Raw genomic sequence first — 19,290 nt, 5'->3', positions numbered from 1 at the left:
TAAGAGACCGTATAAGCGCTTGTGGAACCGGTTCCTTCGATGTGAATTGGTCACTAAGGGTCCATAGAGCCCATGGTACCGGTTCCTGAGCTCTAATCGGCGCTTGAAATTTATGGTTAATCAACAAAGTTTTTAACAAAGCAAAAGTAAGAAGGCATTTGGGGGAACACTTTTCATGAAATGGAACAAAGTTAAAAAAAGCAAATCTATCATAATAGCTATTATCGGACTTTTTATTATCTTCATACCCATTGTTGGTCCAATCGTTTCTGCCCAAGAAAATGCAGATACATTCAACTGGACCAGAGAAAATGTTAGCACTCTAACAATCAATGAGCAAAATACAGCTCCGACATTTAATAAAGATGAGCTCGTTAAACTTTCATCAGACTATTATATTTGGGATGCATGGCCATTGCAGGATTTGAACGGTCATCCAGCTGTAGTAAATGGTTTTAAAATTATTTTCGCCCTATCGATACCGAAGGATGTCCTTCCTGGAAAACGCCATGATCTAGCTCAAATTCAATATTTCTATTCAAAAGACGGAAAGAGCTGGGTGTCGGGTGGTCCCGTTTTTAAAGATGGAGATGCATTGGGATCCAGACAGTGGGCTGGCTCATCCATCATTAATCGAGATGGGAGATTACAAATTTTTTACACAGCAACAGGGCAAAAAAATGAAGCTCAACTAAGCTATGATCAGCGGCTGGCAACTGCAACGGCAGATATTCGTACAACAAACACCGGTCTGACATTTAAGAATTGGTCCAAACATGAAATAATTGTTGAGGCAGATGGTAAATACTATCAAACAAAGGAACAAACAGGGAATGAAGAATCTTCTTATGCGTTCCGTGATCCGTATTTTTTTCAGGATCCAAAGACTGGGGAAGAATATCTTTTATTTGAAGCGAACTCCGCAGGAAAGCTTGAAGATCGTCCATTAAAACCTGAATATATTGGTTCCGAAGAGTTTCGTGTAAACCATGTAAACCCTGAGGGTTCCAAAGCTTTTAATGGCAGCATTGGAATTGCCAAAGCAACCAATAAGGATTTATCTAAATTTGAATTACTGCCGCCCTTATTAGAAGCAAATTATGTCAATGACGAACTTGAGCGGCCGAGTGTAATCGTAAAAGGAAACAGCTACTATCTTTTTACGAAAACACACAGGGAGAAATTTGCACCCGGTCTTGACGCACCGGAAGGATTATATGGATTTACTTCAGACTCTCTCTTTGGAGGCTATCATCCGTTAAATAATAGTGGACTAGTTATTGCAAATCCAACCGATAATCCGTATCAGGCATATTCCTGGATGGTTATGCCGAATGGCACTGTCACGAGTTTTGTGAATTATGTTAATGTGGACAGTAAAGATATGTATGAAGTTGGCGAGCAATCACCGGAGTATCAAATGGAGCATTTCGGCGGAATGCTGGCACCGTCCTTAAAACTATCGATCACACGGGATGAAACAAAGATTGTTCATGAAAAGAAGCAAGGGGTTTTTAAATAAGACACAGTTGTGGCGTTCAGTTTTCTACTGAACGCCACTGTGCATTCTTAAAACATTTTGTCATTATTTACCTAAAAACAATATACAACATGATGTGATACAGACAACTCATAAATTTAAGGTGGAAGATGAACATTCAAGACGAACGGAAAGAAGCTAAAGATATTGCGCAAGAATTATTACCGTTATTAGGCGGTAAAGAAAATATTATGAATATGACCCATTGTACGACTCGATTGCGTTTTGAGCTTCAAGATGAGAGCAAGGTTAATAAAGCTGGAATAGATGAAATGGATGGTGTACATGGGACCTTTTCCCGAATGGGACTTTTCCAAATTATTTTAGGCCCCGGAATTGTAAATAAGGTATACAGGGCAATTCTTGAAACAAAGCCAACTCCTGTTTCTGGCATCTCTCCTGCAGAACCGCCAAAGGTGAGAATGAATCCTATTATTCGATTTGCCAGGACCTTGTCCAATATTTTTGTTCCGATTATTCCAGCTATTGTTGCAAGTGGTTTACTAATGGGACTTATAGGTATGATCAAGGTGTTTCAGTGGGCACCGCCTGAAAGCTCAATAATGAAAATGCTGGATATCTTTTCAAGTGCCGCTTTTATTATTTTGCCAATATTGATTGGTTTTAGTGCAGCAAAGGAATTTGGAGGAAATCCAACCCTGGGTGCAGTGATAGGTGGAATTTTAACTCACCCTTCGCTATTAAATCCTGCCAAGCTTGGATATAAAGTGCCGGAATATATGGAGGTTCTAGGGGTTGATATTCCTTTAATAGGGTATCAGGGAACCGTAATACCGATATTAATTTCTGTCTTTTTTATGAGTAAGCTCGAATTGCGCTTGAGAAAAATTGTACCAAGTGCATTAGATCTATTTTTCATCCCATTTTTAGTCATCATATGTATTGGTTCTATCTCACTTTTAGTAATAGGCCCGATCTCATTATTCATCGGTGACATGATGACAAATACGTTTCAGCTTATCTATCAATCTGGAGGTGTAATAGCCGGATTTTTATTTGGCGGCTTATATTCTCTCATTGTGGTAACGGGGCTGCATCATACTTTACATGCAGTTGAAATGGAATTGCTTGCAAATCCAAAGATAGGCGTTAACTTTTTATTGCCAATTTGGTCTATGGCCAATATGGCTCAAGGAGGAGCGGGGTTAGCCGTATTTTTTAAAACCAAGAATGAGAGACTGAAAAAAATTGCCATCCCTTCAGCTTTTTCAGCATTTTTAGGTATTATTGAACCAGTTATTTTTGGGATTAATATAAAACTTTTCAAACCATTTATAGGCGCAGCAATAGGAGGTGCTTTTGGAGGAGCGTATGTGGTTCTTACTCATGTAGTAGCAAATTCCTATGGCTTAACAGGTATTCCAATGATTGCTATTGTAGCTCCATTAGGGATTTCAAATTTACTGCATTACCTTATTGGTTTTGGTATCTCTGTAATCACAGCATTCATAGCTACTTTGATTCTTTGGGTGAAGGAAGAAGCCGAATAAAGTAGTTAAGATTAAAATCACAGTTAATGCAAGAGCTAAAGAGGAAGGTGAAAGAGATGAGAATTAACAAAATCTTAAATAATAGTGCGGTTGTAGTGAAAGACATAGACGGAGAAAAGATCGTGATGGGAGAAGGAATAGGATTCCAGAAAAGAAAGAATGATCTGGTGAATCAAGCTAAAATTGATAAAGTTTTTGTCATAAAGGATTCAAATGAGCATAAAAAATTCGAAGAAATATTACAATTATTACCGGAAGAGCATATGAAAATCGCAGAAGAGATCATCACTTATGCAGAAAAGGAATTGGGTGTCATGATAAACGAGCATATCCATGTCGCTTTTTGTGATCACTTATCATTTGCAATTGAACGATTAACAAATGGCATTTCCATTAAAAATGCGCTACTTGATCAAATTAAAATTCTTTATGTAAAGGAGTTTCAAATAGGACTTTGGGCAAAGGCGTTAATCAAAGAAAACTTAGGAGTAGAAATTCCTGAAGACGAAGTAGGTAATATTGCAATGCATATCCATACAGCTAGGATGAATGCAGGAGATATGCAGGAAACGATTGATATCACTACGACTATTCAAGAAATTACAAGAATAATTGAAAGTTGTTTAAATATCAATATTGTGGAAGATACGATGTCCTATGAACGTTTAATTACCCATTTAAGATTTTCGCTCAAAAGTCTATTATCAGATGGGACGAACCATGACTATGATGAAAAAATGGCTTCGATGATCAAGGAAAATTTTAAAGAAGCATTTGCCTGCGCACAAGAGGTTGGCCAATTTTTGGAAGGGAAATACCGGATAAAATATCCTGATGCAGAGTTATTGTATATTTCCATGCATATTCAAAGATTCTATAATCGAGCTTTATGCGGAAACAACAGATGTGAAAGCTGATGTCAATACCAAGTCGCTTTTCTTAACTTTCGGCAAAAAAGGTCTGCCATGATTCCGGCAGACCTTTTCGATGACCACTTACTTGGTCTCGCTTATCGTTTTTGTTAGGACATCGATGACATAGTTCTTTGTATTCTTGCTAATAGAACCGCCGTCCTCTTTAAAGATGGTGGACTTTGTGGAGTCAGTTGGTTCGATATGAACAGGTACTTGTGTCTGTCCTGCTTGAAGGGTAAAGGATTGAGTGAAATTCATATCATTTCCGACTGTCACTTTTTCCCCATTGATAGTGAGGTCAGCTCCCTTAATTGCATTCCCCTTTATAGTCATAGTTGATCCATTGATATCGATTTGGCTGATTGCCAGCGGCATATCAATCCAGCGCAGAATGGTATCCTGTACAACCATTTTGTTGTTCCCTTGGTTGGTGACCACAATTTTCATATCGGTTCCTGCGGCACCATAGCCGTAGTTACTGATATCGTCATCCGAATGATCGGATGGCGTATGATCTGCTAACCCTTCATGATCCCAAGTAGTGTCCCTCGTATATTTATACGTAAGCTCAGTTCCTTCTTCAAGCTCCACTGTGTATTCCCAATCAGGTGTCACAGCGCCATTACGGCCCATAGTCCAGGCACTAGTATTCCAACCGTTCAAGCTGCCTGGTATATTGACCTGCGCTGCTAAAGGTGTATAATCCGGCGCATGAACCTTAAACGTTACTTGTACCATAACAATTTCAGGGGTTACACTTACCTTGTTGGATTCCACATAGTTTCCAGCCTGGTCATAGACACGTACTTGATATTGGTAGGCAGTTCCATTTGCCACCTGATAATCACGGAAGGCGGCGGAGCTGCCGTCCAATGTTGAAAGAATTTGCCCGTCACGGTAAATGACCGTTTTAAATGGCTGATCCGGCTGCGTGAGTTTCCAGTTCAAGTTGACCTGACCGGATTCCTTGATCGGAGTGTCCAAAGTAACATCATTAGCAGGCGGGGTAGTATCAGATGTGCTGTGTGAAAAGGTTACTTCACCAGTAATTGAGTAAACCCATGTATTTCCTAAATCCGGCGTAAAGGCCATTCGGTATTCATATGTTCCCACCTCATACGCTGTAAAGCTTCCCTGAAACTCATTTGCCTGGTCTCCCTGAGCCTGGCCATTATACTGGGCTTGGTAAGATGTCCAAGTGGTTTGGCCATTCATTCTTACTTGAAGCTCGGCCGTAATTCCTTCTGCTGCACCAGTTTCAGTTGCACCTGCCAGGTAAAAAGCGGCTTTAACATTGGAGGCCTGCGCCAGATTCAATTCCCCGTTTTCTAAAGTAGTCAGTTCCTTAATACTAGCCTTTGCAGCATCGTAATGAGGCACAAGGCCGGATAAGGCAGCTGGTACAGATTCATTCCCACTTTCATTCACGGCCGTCACAGTAAAATAGTAGGTACGACCATTATTTAAATCGGAAATGTTCACAGATGTACCTGTTGTTTCCTTCACTTTTGTCCATAATCCACCTGAAACAGTAGATTGATAGACATTGTATTTTGTACCTGTTCCTGTCCAGCTTAAAGTAACCTCCTTAGAACCAGCTGTGCCGGTAATTTCTTTAACAGGCTGCGGTTGTTTAACTTCATTAACTGTTATTAACATTCTTCCGGATTCTGCAGGAACTGTTAATGACAGCTTGCCATCTTTCGTTGTAGTCACATATTTAGGATCCAATTGATCCATAAAACGAAGACCATTCGCGAGCAGCTTTTTTGTATCGATATCAACTGTTTGTGTGGTTTTCCCTCTGTTGATAATGACAAGGCCGGATTTTGATTCTTTTGTCCGGACATAGGCTAACACATCACCCTTTGCGTATATGTGGTGCAGATCGCCATGAGCGAATAGGTTAGCATTTTCCTTGCGAATTTGACCAATCTTTTGATAGTGTGCAATGAGTTCTTTGTTTTCGTTCCCCCACGGATATGTGCGTCGGTCATCAGGGTCTTTGGATCCTGTTTGACCCGCTTCATCTCCGTAATAAATGGTTGGTGCTCCAGGGTAACCCATTTGCAGGATAGAAGCCAGCTTCAATCGCTTCACACCTTCATCGTATTTGTAGTTCGGATCTTGCTCCGCTCTGAAATACGTATCCGTTCCATTGCCTAACAGGAAGATTGCCCGAGCTGTATCATGGGATCCCATCAGGTTCATGAGGGCATAAAAAGCTTCCTTTGGATAGTCCTCCTGTATAGCGAGAAGGGTGTTTTGTGCATTAGCGGCATTACCGTTCTTTAAGTAATCCAAAATGGCTCCGCGGAAACGATAGTTCATGACTGAGTCATATTGATCCCCTAAGAAGTACTTGGATGCATCATCCCAAATTTCACCTAGAATAAGTGGCTCTTCTTCTTTTTGAAGTGTTTTTCCGGCTCCTATCATAGTCTTGGACTTCATTTGCTTGCGGAATTCCTGCCAGAAGGAACTGTCCACTTCATTAGCTACATCCAGGCGCCAGCCAGATGAACCTCGATTAATCCAAGTTTTTCCTACTGAGTCCTTGTCATAAAAAATATAATTTGCCAATGCTGTGTTGTTAAGTTCACTTGGATGGTCAACCTTTGTGCCGTTAACGGATTCGAATACAGGAAGACTGTCGTATCCCCACCAGCCTTCATACTTATAATGCTCACCCGTCGAAACACTGTTGACTTTTTCATTTGGAACTTTAACATTTTCAATATGGAACCAGTTTTCAAAGCCGTATGGGCTAAAGGTTTGTCCTTCAGCCAGGAGTTGCTGTTTGGCCTTATCCTTAGCAGCAGTTTCAGACAATTTTTCGTTATTCATTAAATCGTAAATACGAGACCAGTATTCATAGGCACCCACTGTTTTATATTTGTGGTAGCGGTCAAAATAGATGGAATCATCAGCCACATGATTAAATACCCCGTCCAAAATCAGGTGCATGTTCCGTTTAGACAATTCCTTGGCGAAATCCTCGAATTCTTTTTCCGAGCTAAACATCGGATCCACCTGTTTATAGTCTGTTGCATCATATTTATGGTTGGACGGTGCAAGTGCAATTGGGTTTAAATATAGGGTATTGACGCCAAGTGATTGAAGGTAATCAAGCTTCGCCTTAATACCAGCAATGTCGCCGCCAAAGAAGTCGTTTGTAAATTCTCCGTCCCCTGTGTAGGAGCCAGTGCCTTGTTCATATGGATTATCCGGCAAGGATGACCAGGAGTCGGGATGTTCTATTGGCTGGCTGCCTCGGGCTCCAATCTGATCCTTTACATGGTCATTTGCTTTGTTGCCGTTATAAAAACGGTCCGGATATATTTGATAAACAACAGCTTCCTTCATCCAATCCGGTGTTTGATAGCCCGGGTCGAAAACGGTCAATTGGAAGAGTCCTGCATTTTTATCCTCCGCTTTACCGGTATGCCCTTCCTGTGTGTCTTCTCCGTATTCCACTGTTGTATCCTGATCCCCGGCAATGAATTTATAGCCGTGAACTCCTTTGTCAGACGGTGTAAAGGTGGCTTCCCAGAACTCAATGGCACCTTTGTCTTTTGTGTCTGACCAGCCTGTATTCTTCATTGAAAGAACCTTTGTTGTGCCTGTACTATAGTTTTTCACATACAGGCTGGCTCTGGTCAGGTCACCCTTTTTAGCCGATACTCGGAAGGTGACAGGTTTCCCTGCTGGAACTGCCCCAAACGGCGTCCGGTATACTTGGTCCCATGAATCATGATAAAGAGCATTCTTATCTATCATGCCATCAGATCCAATAGGTTTATAATCTGAATAAACTTCTTTTGTTTGGTTGTTATAGAAAAATGTGATTGTCGTATCAGAGAGTACATTCAGCTTCTCATTTGAACCAGGATAGGATTCCGTCCAGTCCTTGCCCAATACAATCTTGTATTCGTAGCTGCCTCTAGGTACCTTTGCAGTAAAGGAATAGACGTTATCAAAATGGGTGTCCTCCATTAATGCTGTTGAGTCTGCCGGACTCCATGCAGTCCCTGCGTGAATGACAGGTTGAATGGTTCCTACTAAGCGGGGCTTTTTGTCCTCATTTAAAAGTGTGTAATGGGTACTATCAGCAATGGCATGGGTATTGTCATTGTAGTAGAAGGTGACTTCTTTTTGTTCGGTCAGAGTTAGTTTAATGTTGTTTCCACCAGGCGCGCCGCCGTCTCCGTAATTTTCGGACCAGCCTCCTCCAATGGCGATTTTGTATTCATATGTCCCTGACGGCAGTGTGCCAGTAAGGCTATACAAACCATTTCCTTGGTAATCCATTTGCGTTTTAACAGAAGATGGATCCCAATCTCCTGAATTTCCTAAAACTGCCTGCAGACTTCCAACAAGTACAACCTGCTTTGGTGTTGTTTCTGCCGCTTTGGCTGTTTGACTTGTCACAAGTCCAGAAAATAACTGAAGAATTAGTCCAACTATGGTAACAAGCGACAGCAGTGTTCTCTGATTTCTCTTCATGAAAAATCTCCTTTCCCTAACTCTATTAATCTAGGAAAGCGTTTGCATGTAGTTGCACAAAAAAGCCGTATGTAAGATACTAAGAGGACTGTATTAGTGTGCAAACGTTTGCGCGATCACTTCCAAAATTTATTATATCTTTTTCTCAGCACAATTCAATAGAAAACGAGAAAAAAATCTAAATTTTCTGATACATCATTACCAAAATCGGGAAGTCATTATTTTTTAGCTGTATAACTGGTTGTAAACACTTTATAATAAAGGGTGGATTGTGCAACCGATTTCGTAAATGTAAGTGCTGTAAAATCGATGGAATATACAAAAATGACCGTTTCTATTATATTAAAATTAGTAGTAGAATCAATTAACTTCGAATGAGAGGGTGAAGAAATGGCTGTTACCATTAAGGATGTGGCAAAGCTTGCAGATGTCGCCCCATCCACTGTTTCAAGAGTCATTGCCAATAATTCACGAATAAGTGAAGCGACGAAACGAAAAGTTAAAAAGGCAATGGAGCAGCTAGGGTATCATCCTAACCAAAATGCCAGAAGTCTTGCCAGTCAATCAACCCAAACAATAGGGCTTGTCATGCCGAGTTCTGGAGATGTCGTTTTTCAGAATCCGTTTTTCCCTTCTATTTTACAGGGAATAAGTGAGGGGGCCCGTGAAAAAAAATATGCTTTGCAAATGACAACAGGGAAATTAGAAAAGGAAACACTTGAAGCAGTTATTAATATGGTACAAGGGAAAAGAGTAGATGGCATGATTCTTCTTAACTCCAAGGTGGAGGATAAAGTCATTTCGTACTTAAGAGGAAGGGATTTTCCTTTTGTTGTTATTGGAAAACCTTCTAAAGATGCAGAAGAAATCACACATGTTGATAATGATAATGTTCGTGCCATGAGAGAAGCTACTGAATACTTAATAGACCATGGCCATCGGAAAATTGCTTTTATTGGAGGGAACCCAGAACTAATGGTTACGGTTGACCGTTTGAATGGGTATAGGCAGGCTTTAAAAAAGGCAAACATTCCTATAAAAAATGAATATATCCTTCATGAGGAATTCCTAAGGGAAGGCGGTCAAGAGGCGGTGAGTGAGTTAATGGCACTTGAGCAACGCCCAACTTCACTCGTAGTAGTTGATGACTTAATGGCACTAGGTGTACTTAGTACATTAGATGAGCTGGGAATCAGGGTTCCGGAAGAAATCTCAGTGGTTAGTTTTAATAACGTCCTCTTAGCAGAAATGTCCAAACCACCCTTAACTTCAGTGGATATTCATATTTTTGAGCTTGGATATCAAGCATCGAGGAGTTTGATTCAACTAATCGAAGATCGGACAGAACCAACCAAGCGGATTATCATTCCTCATCAATTGGTTGAACGTCAATCATGCAGTCACCAAATTCCTATAAGCGATTCGAAGCATTCGATGTGATTTGCACCGAGTGCTTTTTTTATTCTTGCGAAAAATGGGCGAAAGGTCATATAACATGTTAATTGAACTTTGAAGGAAGAATGAAAAATAGCAAAATAATAGATATTTCAATTATATTATCTATGTTTATTTGCATATCCAAGATATAAGATGTAATCAAATAAGTAATGTTTTGAACAAGCAGGAGTGAGAATTAAAGAAAACCTATAGAGAAAATGATGGCAAAAAAAGGAGATATAAAAATGACGAATAGAAACTATCATTTAGTTATAGTTGGTTACGGTGGTATGGGAAGCTATCATGGAAAGCTGCTCAAAGAAAACCAAAACATAAATGTAATTGGAACCTATGATATTCTGGAGGAAAGAAGAGCCGCTTCCTTGGCTGATGGATACAAGGTATATGAAAGTTTAACTGCTGTTTTAACCGACGATTCTGTTGATTTTGTTCTTATCGCCACTCCTAACGATGTGCATAAAGAAATCGCAGTCGCAGCCTTAAACGCCAAAAAGCATGTAATTTGTGAAAAGCCGGTCACTATATACAGTGAAGAGTTAATCGAAATTATGCAGGCTGCAAAAATGAATGACAGAGCGTTTATTGTGCACCAAAACCGCAGATGGGATGAAGACTTTCTAACGATAAAAAAAGTATACGATGAACTGATTATCGGAGATGTCTTTCATATTGAATCACGGGTACAAGGAGCAAACGGGATTCCGGGAGACTGGCGCCATCAGAAGGCTTATGGCGGGGGGATGCTGCTGGACTGGGGTGTCCATTTACTAGATCAACTGCTATTTATGATCGACAGTAAGATTACGAGTGTCTATGCCAATTTAAGTTATATTTTAGGGAACGAAGTAGACGATGGTTTTCAAGTGTTTATCACGTTTGAAAACGGCATCACCTCTTTAGTGGAAGTGGGAACAACAAACTTCATTCAACTGCCGCGGTGGTACGCAAAAGGAACAACAGGAACGGCAGTCATCCATGATTGGGATATTAACGGTAAAATTGTGACGCAAAATCGGGGAGTGGAGGTAGAAGCCCCGAAACCGATTAAAGCCGGGCAAGGGTTGACGAAAACGATGGCACCTCCGTCTGAAAAAGCTGTCAGTACATCGGATTTACCGAAAGTAGATAAGTCGATGGAAAGCTTTTATGACAATGTGATTTCTGTAGTTGAAGGAAAAGCAGAACCAATCATCAAAAATGAGGAAGTTTTGCGTGTTTTACAATTGATGGAAACGATTTTTAAATCAGCAGAGACAAACGAAGTCATCAAAGACTTTGATAGGGTAATGGACGGGAAAATCCTATTTTAGATATATAAAATAGGATTGTATCAAATAATAGAAAAGCTAGAAATACTGATGTGAAGTGGGAAACTCAGTGATTTCTAGCTTTTCTAATTTTATTAAAACATTACATGTATAGGAAAACATTTAATCTAGTATTCTATCCGCCTGTACGCACCAGGAGCAACGCCGTATTTCTTTTTAAATACCTTATGAAAGTAAGGATAGGTTCCGAAGCCGCAGTCTTCAGCAATCTGTTCAAGTGTCAGTGTAGTGTATTTCATCCGCTCAATGGCCGAGGATAAGCGGATTGCCTGCGCGTATTCCATCATCGTTTTCCCAACGCTGCTTTTGAATAGATGAACGGACCTTGAGACGCTGAGCCCAGCATGCTTCGCCACATCCTCCACTTTAAAGGCGATCGTGGCATGCTCCTCAATGTAACGCATCATCCGTGTCACCGTATACGGGTGACTGAAGGATCGGCCGGTTTCGCTGATAGCCCGTTCCAGAGATAAACAGAGCGCTCGCAGCAAATAGCCGGAGAGCTCTTCGTTTTGGCTGGATGATGGACGGCGTTTTTCAATCATGATCTGGCGCCATAAGGTCAACAACTTTTCATCCAATTCGATTCGGGAAACATCCGGCTTTTCAGAACGGCTCCACCATTCGTCCATCCACGCGCCTTCACAAACTAAGTGATAATCCCCGCTGTTTTGCCCCTCTTTGACAAGCAGTTCATAGTGATCCCCAGGTTTAATGAGCAGTAGGTCTCCTTGCGCGAGTTCCATTTTTCTCCCCTTCACGACTACTTCGCAGAGACCTTCTGTTTGCAGTCTGAAAAGATACGAAGGGTATCCGGATTTATGTTGAGAATGATATCCATTTGTGTGAAAGGAATAGCCGCAAAAAAATATGTTCGTCGTCATAAGCTCCCTCTATTCTAACAAAATAGAAAAATAGCAAAATAGTAGATGTTTTAATTATATCATCTATGTTTATTTGTAGATATACAATATAAGATGTAATCAAATAAGTAATGTTCCAAGAAAGTGGGGGATGCAAGTTTTAAGTACGACAATTTGCCGACGATTGAAACTAAGTTGGCCTGATGTTGTTGCAAAGGCTGATATAAAGATATATAAGCGAGATAGTTGTTAATATTTGTGATAGAGTTTGAGCTCTTTTGGAATCTATCACAAACCAATTATAAATGGACTATTTAATTATTCTGGGTTTTTCTCACCTAAATTGTTTTTAATTTAACGTCAAAGAATTATTAGGTTCAATATTTTCCACCCTATCTGTCAATGTAAGCCGTTTCATAAATTCTATTAATCTCTAAAATTAACTGTAAAGTATTCAACTATAAGGAGTTGTTCATCATGTTGAAAGTAACGGTATGGAATGAAAATCGTCATGAACAAAAAAATCCGGTCGTTAGAGATATCTATCCAACTGGGATCCATGGCACGATCGCCCAATTCCTTCAGGCAGAAGGAATCACAGCAGGAACAGCTACTCTTGATGAGCCGGAACATGGCTTAACCGATGAGGTGCTAGCTGCTACTGATGTATTAGTTTGGTGGGGACATCTAGCACATGGAGATGTGAAAGATGAAGTCGTTCAAAAAGTTCAACAGCGTGTACTAGATGGTATGGGGCTGATTGTTCTCCACTCCGGCCACTTTTCAAAAATCTTTAAAACATTAATGGGCACCAGTTGTGATTTAAAATGGCGGGAAGCAGATGAAAAAGAACGACTTTGGGTTGTGAGTCCAAGCCATCCGATAACAGAAGGAATCTCTGAATATATTGAATTAGAAAAAGAAGAAATGTATGGGGAACATTTTGATATTCCTCAGCCGGATGAACTTATTTTTACGAGCTGGTTTGAAGGCGGCGAAGTATTCCGCAGTGGCTGTACGTATAAACGTGGAAATGGGAAAGTATTTTATTTCAGACCGGGCCACGAAACCTATCCAACCTACCATAGCGAACAAATTCAACGTGTAATTATCAATGCGGTAAAATGGGCGGCACCTGTCAAAAGGGAACGTCCCATTTATGGAAATGCGAAACCACTAGAACAAATCAAAGGGGGACAAAAATAATGAAAAAGTTAAAAGTTGGAGTAATCGGATGTGGCAGTATTGCCCAGCATCGTCATTTACCTGAATATAAAGCGAACCAAAATGTAGAGCTAGTGGCTGTTTGTGATATCAATGAAAGCCGGGTTAAGGAAATAGCAGAGAAATATGATGTCACTGCTTACACAAACTATGAAGAGTTATTAAGCAGCGGAACGGTTGATGCAGTCAGCGTTTGTACACCAAACTATCTTCATGCCCCAATTTCGATTGCTGCCTTAAATGCCGGCCTTCATGTTCTTTGTGAAAAACCAATGGCAACTTCTAAACAGGAAGCCGAAGCAATGATTGCCGCGGCCAAAGAAAGTGGCAAGAAGTTAATGATTGCTCATAATCAGCGTTTTGTCCCTTCTCATCAAAGAGCACGTCAGCTGATTGCAAGCGGGGAAATCGGCAAAATTTATAGTTTCCGCACAGCATTCGGGCATGGCGGTCCCGAGGGATGGAGTGTAGATGGGAAAGAAAGCTGGTTTTTTGAAAAAGAAAAAGCCTTCGTTGGTGCAATGGGCGATTTAGGTGTCCATAAGACTGATTTACTGAGATATGTACTAGGTGAAGAAATTACCGAAGTTGGTTCTTTCGTTGAAACAAGTGCCAAAGAATTTGCTGATGTCGATGACAATGCTGTTTGTGTATTAAAAACAGAAAGCGGGATTATCGGAACACTTGCGGCAAGTTGGGCTTATGTCAGTAAGGAAGATAATTCAACGATTATTTATGGTGAAAAAGCCATTCTACGGTTAGAGGATGATCCAACTAATTCACTTGTCGTTCAATATGCCAACGGTGAAGTCGTAAATTATCAGCTTGGAAAAATTCAGTCGAATGATTCGGGCGGCCAACGTACTACACATGTAATCAACCATTTTGTAGATGCTGTTATTCATAATCAAGAGACACCTGTTCCTGGTGAGGAAGGAAAAAAATCTCTAGAGGTGATTTTAGCAGCCCTTCAATCAAGTGAAACAAAACAAATTGTTAAAGTGAGCGAGCTATCCTAATTTTGCGTTAGATATAAAGGGTGGTGGACCATACTGGGCCTCCATCTCTCTATTGATGTCTACAACCTATCAAGAATCAATTGTATTAAGAGCAGTTATAGAGAGGGGAATTCATTATGAGACTTGGAGTTTTTACCGTATTATTTGCTGAAAAATCATTCGAGGAAATGCTTGATACAGTTAAAGAAGCCGGACTACATGCAGTTGAAATCGGAACGGGATGCTATCCTGGAAACAACCACTGTGATTTAGATGGGTTATTGGAAAGTGAAGAGGCTAGACGTGAGTATATCCAAAAGGTAGAGGAACGCGGACTGGTAATCAGTGCATTCAGCTGTCATGGAAACCCGATTTCTCCTGAAAAAGAATTTGCTCAAAACTCGCATGAAACACTCTTAAAAACGATTAAACTTGCTTCGCTTCTCGAAGTGCCGGTTGTTAACTGTTTTTCAGGAACAGCAGGAGATCATGAAGGGGCGAAATATCCAAATTGGCCTGTAACACCTTGGCCTAATGAATATGGCGACGTGTTAAAGTGGCAATGGGAAGAAAAACTGATTCCTTATTGGAAGGAAGTTGGCCAATTTGCTAAAGAGCACAACGTGAAAATAGGACTTGAACTACACGGAGGTTTTTTAGTCCACACACCATATACACTTTTGAAGCTGCGTGAGGAAACCTGTGATGCCATTGGCGCTAACTTAGACCCAAGTCACCTATGGTGGCAGGGAATTGATCCCGTTGCAGCGATTAAAATTTTAGCAAAAGAAAATGCGATTCATCATTTTCATGCAAAAGACACATACATTGATCAGGAAAACGTGAATATGTATGGATTAACGGATATGCAGCCCTATGGAGAAGTGAAAACGAGGGCTTGGTCCTTCCGTTCGGTTGGCTGTGGACATAGCCTTAAAGAATGGTCCGACATGATGAGTGCACTAAGAACCTATGGCTATGATTATGTGGTCAGCATTGAACATGAAGACCCAATTATGTCTATTAACGAAGGGTTCAATCGGGCAGTAACCAATTTAAAATCGATCCTAATTGAGGAACCAGTCTCGCAAATGTGGTGGGTGTAATGATGAAGAACATACCAGTTGCCGTCCAAATGTATACCTTACGGGAAGAAAGTGAAAAAGATTTTGCGGGTACATTGAAAAGAGTAGCAGAAATCGGTTTTGATGGAGTGGAATTCGCTGGTTATGGTGGATTAACAGCGAAAGAAGTTAAAACGTTATTAGATGGGCTTGGCCTTCGCACTGCAGCAAGCCACGTCCCGCTTGAACAATTGGAAACCAATTTGTCTCAAGTGATTGAGGATATGAAAATATTAGGAAGTAAGTATATTGTCTGCCCTTACTTGATGCCAGATCGTCGAAGCGAACAGGATTATCAAGCGCTTATTTCTTTATTAAATCATGCGGGTGAAATATGCCGAAAAGAAGGTATTACCCTTTGTTATCACAATCATGATTTTGAACTAGAGCGCTTGTCGGATGGAAGAATGGCATTAGAAGCCATTTTTGATGATACAAGCATCGACCAGGTAAAAGCTGAACTTGATATCTATTGGTTGACTAAAGCCGGTGAAAAACCTGTTGAATGGATCAATCGTTATAAAAATAGAACACCGCTCATTCATTTAAAAGACATGACCACGGATGAAGAACAATTTTTTGCAGAACTTGGAACAGGTGGCGTTGATCTTGAAGCAGTACTTACTACCGGAGAAGAAGCCGGTGTAGAGTGGTGGGTGGTCGAACAGGATATGAGCCGCCGTACGCCGTTTGAAAGTATTGAAATCAGCATCAATTACTTGAAATCGAAGCTGCCCCATCTTGTGAACAAATAACTGAAATGTGGTATAGAAAGTTGATCGAACTGAGGTGCACAAGTGAACAAAAAGTGGTGGAAAGAAAGTGTCGCCTATCAAGTCTATCCTCGAAGTTTCATGGACAGTAATGGGGACGGGATTGGTGATTTAAAAGGTGTAACAGCCAAATTAGATTACCTAAAAGAGCTAGGAATTGATGTAATTTGGCTGTCGCCGATGTATAAATCACCGAATGACGACAATGGTTATGATATTTCAGATTACCAGGATATTATGGATGAATTCGGAACGATGGCAGACTTTGATGAGTTGCTTGACGGAGTTCATCAGCGTGGAATGAAAATAATCCTGGATTTAGTCATCAATCATACGAGCGATGAACACCCTTGGTTTATTGAGTCACGCTCCTCTAAGGACAATCCGAAGCGTGACTGGTACATTTGGAGAGATGGCCAAGATGCAAAAGCGCCGAACAATTGGGAGTCGATTTTCAGTGGGCCAGCTTGGAGATATGATAAAGAAACAGAACAGTATTTCATGCACATCTTCTCTGCACGTCAGCCTGATTTGAATTGGGAAAACCCTGAGGTAAGGGATGCATTATACGATATGGTCAACTGGTGGCTTGAAAAAGGAATCGACGGTTTCCGAGTAGATGCAATCTCTCATATAAAAAAAGAACCAGGATTCCCTGATATGCCTAACCCAGATCTTTTAGATTTCGTCCCTTGCTTTCCTAAAATGATGAATGTCGATGGAATTGATGAGTTTCTCACAGAATTCACTCAAAAAACCATTAAAAACTATGACATCATGACCGTTGGGGAAGCAAATGGCGTCGGGCTTAATGAAGCTGATCAATGGGTGGGAGAAGAAAACGGCTATTTCAATATGATTTTCCAATTCGAATTTTTAGACTTATGGGATAAGGATGCAGAGGGATCCATTGACGTTCGTAAATTAAAAAAGGTTTTAACCAAATGGCAGACAGGTTTGGAAGGCAGAGGATGGAATGCCTTATTTATCGAAAACCATGACCAGCCACGACGGGTTTCTAGCTGGGGAAACGATAGGGAGTATTGGAAAGAAAGCGCCAAGATGCTAGGAGCGCTATATTTCCTAATGAAAGGGACTCCATTTATTTACCAGGGTCAGGAAATTGGGATGACGAACGTCCAATTCCCGTCTATTCATGATTACAACGATGTTGGCATGATTAACTATTATCATGTTGAAACCGCCAAAGGCCGTTCCCATGAAGAAATTATGAAAGTTATTTGGGAAAAGGGCCGGGATAATGCTCGGACGCCGATGCAATGGGACTCATCTAACATGGGAGGATTCACTACTGGCGATCAAACATGGCTGGGTGTAAATCCAAATTTTACGGAGATTAATGTAGAGTCACAATTAAACGATCCTGACTCGATTTTATCATTTTATAAAAAATTGATTCGCTTAAGAAAAGAGAATCCCGTGTTTGTTTATGGTACTTACAACTTAATAGCTGCGAATCATCCGAAACTGTTTGTGTATATTCGCAGCTTAGGTAAGCAAAAGGTACTTGTTATTAATAACTTTAGTGAAAAAACAACCAGGTTTCGTGTCCCAGGTAGTTTATCTTATTCCACTTCTGACCTTATCCTTAACAATTATGAAGTTGTGGGTAAGAAATTACCGAAAAATTTCACATTAAAACCTTATGAAACAAGGGTATATATACTGAAGTAAAACTTGGGGGCATTTGCCCCTTTTCTCATTTTTGAGAGACCTATAAATATTGGGATTAATGAATGATGAATAAATAATTAAACAAAGAACAAGTTAATATTATGTATTTTTTAAAGGTAAAATGAACTAGTCATTTTACCTTTTTTCTATTTTAGTAAACATAAGGTTATTATTTAGTTACGTTAACTAAAGAAAAATTGATTATTTTTAGAAAAAATTGATTTTTTTTAAATATAAATTGATTGAAAGCGTATAACATGGTATATTATTAATATAAATTTAGTTAACTTAACTAAACAAAATAAAGTTGTAGGTGAGTATATGGCAACGATTAGAGATATTGCGGAGCATGCCAGTGTTTCAACGGCAACCGTATCTAGAATACTAAACAATGACCCTACTCTTTCTGTATCCGAGGATACGAGGAAAAGGGTTATCGAAATCGTCAATGAGCTAAATTATAAACCATTAAGAAAAAAAAGTGGAAAAGCGGATAAACCAATAGAAACATTTAATATTGGCCTGATCATGTTGAACGATGAAACTATTGATCCGTATTTTCAGTCGATACGGCTGGGAGTGGAAAACACCTGTAATCAATATTCCTTTAATATCGCCTCGACATTTATGGTTGGTAAAAGCAACATAACAGCAGAGAGCTTAAGTGGTTTGGATGGTCTTATTGTTATGGGGGACGTTGATATTAAAGATTTAAAAGAAATTTACTATGAAAATAATAATATTGTTGCAGTAGACTATCTTCCGCAAGATTTGAATGTGGATATTGTAATTTCAGATTTTGAAGGCGCTACCCATCAAGTTTTGGAACATTTAATTGGTCTTGGTCATACTGATATTGCCTATTTAGGCGGAAGAGGAATGGTCTATGGTGTGAATAGTAATATAACGCTTGAAAAAGAGGATACAAGGAAAAGTTCATTTGAAAAAATTATGAAAGAGAAAGGGCTCTATAACCCAGCTAAAGTATTTGAAGCTGATTGGGGCCCATCCAGTGGATACTCATTAACGAAACAATTAGTAGAAAGTGGGCAGATGCCAAGTGCAATTGTTGTTGGAAGTGATCCAATGGCATTGGGTGTACTTCGTGCCCTGCATGAAGAAGGGGTCAAGGTTCCCGAAGAAGTTTCGGTTTTTAGCTTTGATGATATCGAAGCTGCCGCCTATATGAATCCGCGTCTTTCTACTGTGAAAGTACATGGCGATGAAATGGGGAAAACCGCTGTGAAGCTTCTATATGATCGTTTAAAGGGGAGAACCCTACCACTGAAGGTTACTCTACCAACAGAATTAGTTTTACGTGATAGTGTCAGCGGAAAAAAACAATAAAACGGGTTC

Annotated in this window: 13 protein-coding genes; 11 read left to right on the top strand and 2 right to left on the bottom strand. The window is 40.1% G+C overall.

The features are described from left to right. Positions 1 to 175: 175 nt before the first annotated feature. The 3 genes from COE25_RS01260 (at position 176) to COE25_RS01250 (ending at position 3,968) form a co-directional block, all read left to right on the top strand. Positions 176 to 1,522 carry a glycoside hydrolase family 68 protein gene (locus COE25_RS01260; protein ID WP_098930306.1) on the top strand — a complete coding sequence of 449 codons (1,347 nt, stop codon included), beginning with the start codon at positions 176 to 178 and terminating at the stop codon, positions 1,520 to 1,522. 128 nt (positions 1,523 to 1,650) lie between these two features. Further along, complete coding sequence (locus tag COE25_RS01255) at positions 1,651 to 3,051, top strand: sucrose-specific PTS transporter subunit IIBC (protein ID WP_098930304.1); 1,401 nt, start codon at positions 1,651 to 1,653, stop codon at positions 3,049 to 3,051. 56 nt (positions 3,052 to 3,107) lie between these two features. After that, positions 3,108 to 3,968 (top strand): PRD domain-containing protein, encoded by an 861-nt coding sequence (locus tag COE25_RS01250; protein ID WP_098930302.1) that lies wholly within the window; start codon positions 3,108 to 3,110, stop codon positions 3,966 to 3,968. A 78-nt stretch (positions 3,969 to 4,046) separates the two neighbouring features. On the opposite strand, the gene COE25_RS01245 is transcribed toward COE25_RS01250, so the two are convergent. Continuing rightward, complete coding sequence (locus COE25_RS01245) at positions 4,047 to 8,471, bottom strand: pullulanase X25 domain-containing protein (RefSeq protein ID WP_098930300.1); 4,425 nt, start codon at positions 8,469 to 8,471, stop codon at positions 4,047 to 4,049. A 390-nt stretch (positions 8,472 to 8,861) separates the two neighbouring features. Here COE25_RS01245 and COE25_RS01240 point away from each other — a divergent pair, with 390 nt between their 5' ends. Continuing rightward, positions 8,862 to 9,911 carry a LacI family DNA-binding transcriptional regulator gene (locus COE25_RS01240; protein ID WP_098930298.1) on the top strand — a complete coding sequence of 350 codons (1,050 nt, stop codon included), beginning with the start codon at positions 8,862 to 8,864 and terminating at the stop codon, positions 9,909 to 9,911. 242 nt (positions 9,912 to 10,153) lie between these two features. Beyond that, positions 10,154 to 11,239, top strand: coding sequence for a Gfo/Idh/MocA family protein (locus COE25_RS01235; protein ID WP_098930296.1), 1,086 nt, complete (start codon positions 10,154 to 10,156; stop codon positions 11,237 to 11,239). A 125-nt stretch (positions 11,240 to 11,364) separates the two neighbouring features. Here the strand turns inward: COE25_RS01235 and COE25_RS01230 are convergent, their stop codons facing one another. Continuing rightward, complete coding sequence (locus COE25_RS01230; RefSeq protein WP_088085663.1) at positions 11,365 to 12,141, bottom strand: AraC family transcriptional regulator; 777 nt, start codon at positions 12,139 to 12,141, stop codon at positions 11,365 to 11,367. A 456-nt stretch (positions 12,142 to 12,597) separates the two neighbouring features. On the opposite strand from COE25_RS01230, the gene COE25_RS01225 reads away from it, so the two are divergent. The 6 genes from COE25_RS01225 (at position 12,598) to COE25_RS01200 (ending at position 19,281) form a co-directional block, all read left to right on the top strand. Continuing rightward, on the top strand, positions 12,598 to 13,326 hold the full coding sequence (locus COE25_RS01225) for a ThuA domain-containing protein (RefSeq protein WP_098930294.1): 729 nt from the start codon (positions 12,598 to 12,600) through the stop codon (positions 13,324 to 13,326). After that, positions 13,326 to 14,363: a Gfo/Idh/MocA family protein gene (locus tag COE25_RS01220; RefSeq protein WP_098930292.1), complete on the top strand. Its 1,038-nt coding sequence runs from the start codon at positions 13,326 to 13,328 to the stop codon at positions 14,361 to 14,363. Before COE25_RS01225 ends, COE25_RS01220 begins: the two co-directional genes overlap by 1 nt. 116 nt (positions 14,364 to 14,479) lie before the next feature. Further along, the gene (locus COE25_RS01215) at positions 14,480 to 15,448 is read left to right on the top strand and encodes a sugar phosphate isomerase/epimerase family protein (protein WP_098930289.1); all 969 of its coding nucleotides are present in this window, start codon (positions 14,480 to 14,482) and stop codon (positions 15,446 to 15,448) included. A 2-nt stretch (positions 15,449 to 15,450) separates the two neighbouring features. After that, positions 15,451 to 16,221, top strand: a complete 771-nt coding sequence (locus tag COE25_RS01210; RefSeq protein WP_098930287.1) for a sugar phosphate isomerase/epimerase family protein — start codon at positions 15,451 to 15,453, stop codon at positions 16,219 to 16,221. Between the two features lie 42 nt (positions 16,222 to 16,263). Next, positions 16,264 to 17,934 carry a glycoside hydrolase family 13 protein gene (locus tag COE25_RS01205; RefSeq protein ID WP_098930255.1) on the top strand — a complete coding sequence of 557 codons (1,671 nt, stop codon included), beginning with the start codon at positions 16,264 to 16,266 and terminating at the stop codon, positions 17,932 to 17,934. 321 nt (positions 17,935 to 18,255) lie between these two features. Next, the gene (locus COE25_RS01200; protein WP_098930253.1) at positions 18,256 to 19,281 is read left to right on the top strand and encodes a LacI family DNA-binding transcriptional regulator; all 1,026 of its coding nucleotides are present in this window, start codon (positions 18,256 to 18,258) and stop codon (positions 19,279 to 19,281) included. The last annotated feature ends 9 nt before the right edge of the window (positions 19,282 to 19,290 follow it).

Origin of the sequence: Bacillus sp. AFS031507 (genome assembly GCF_002584635.1) — a bacterium.
Taxonomy (GTDB): Bacteria; Bacillota; Bacilli; order Bacillales; family Cytobacillaceae; genus Neobacillus.
Note: the sequence above shows the minus strand (reverse complement) of the source record. Positions and strands in the feature narration are given on the sequence as shown.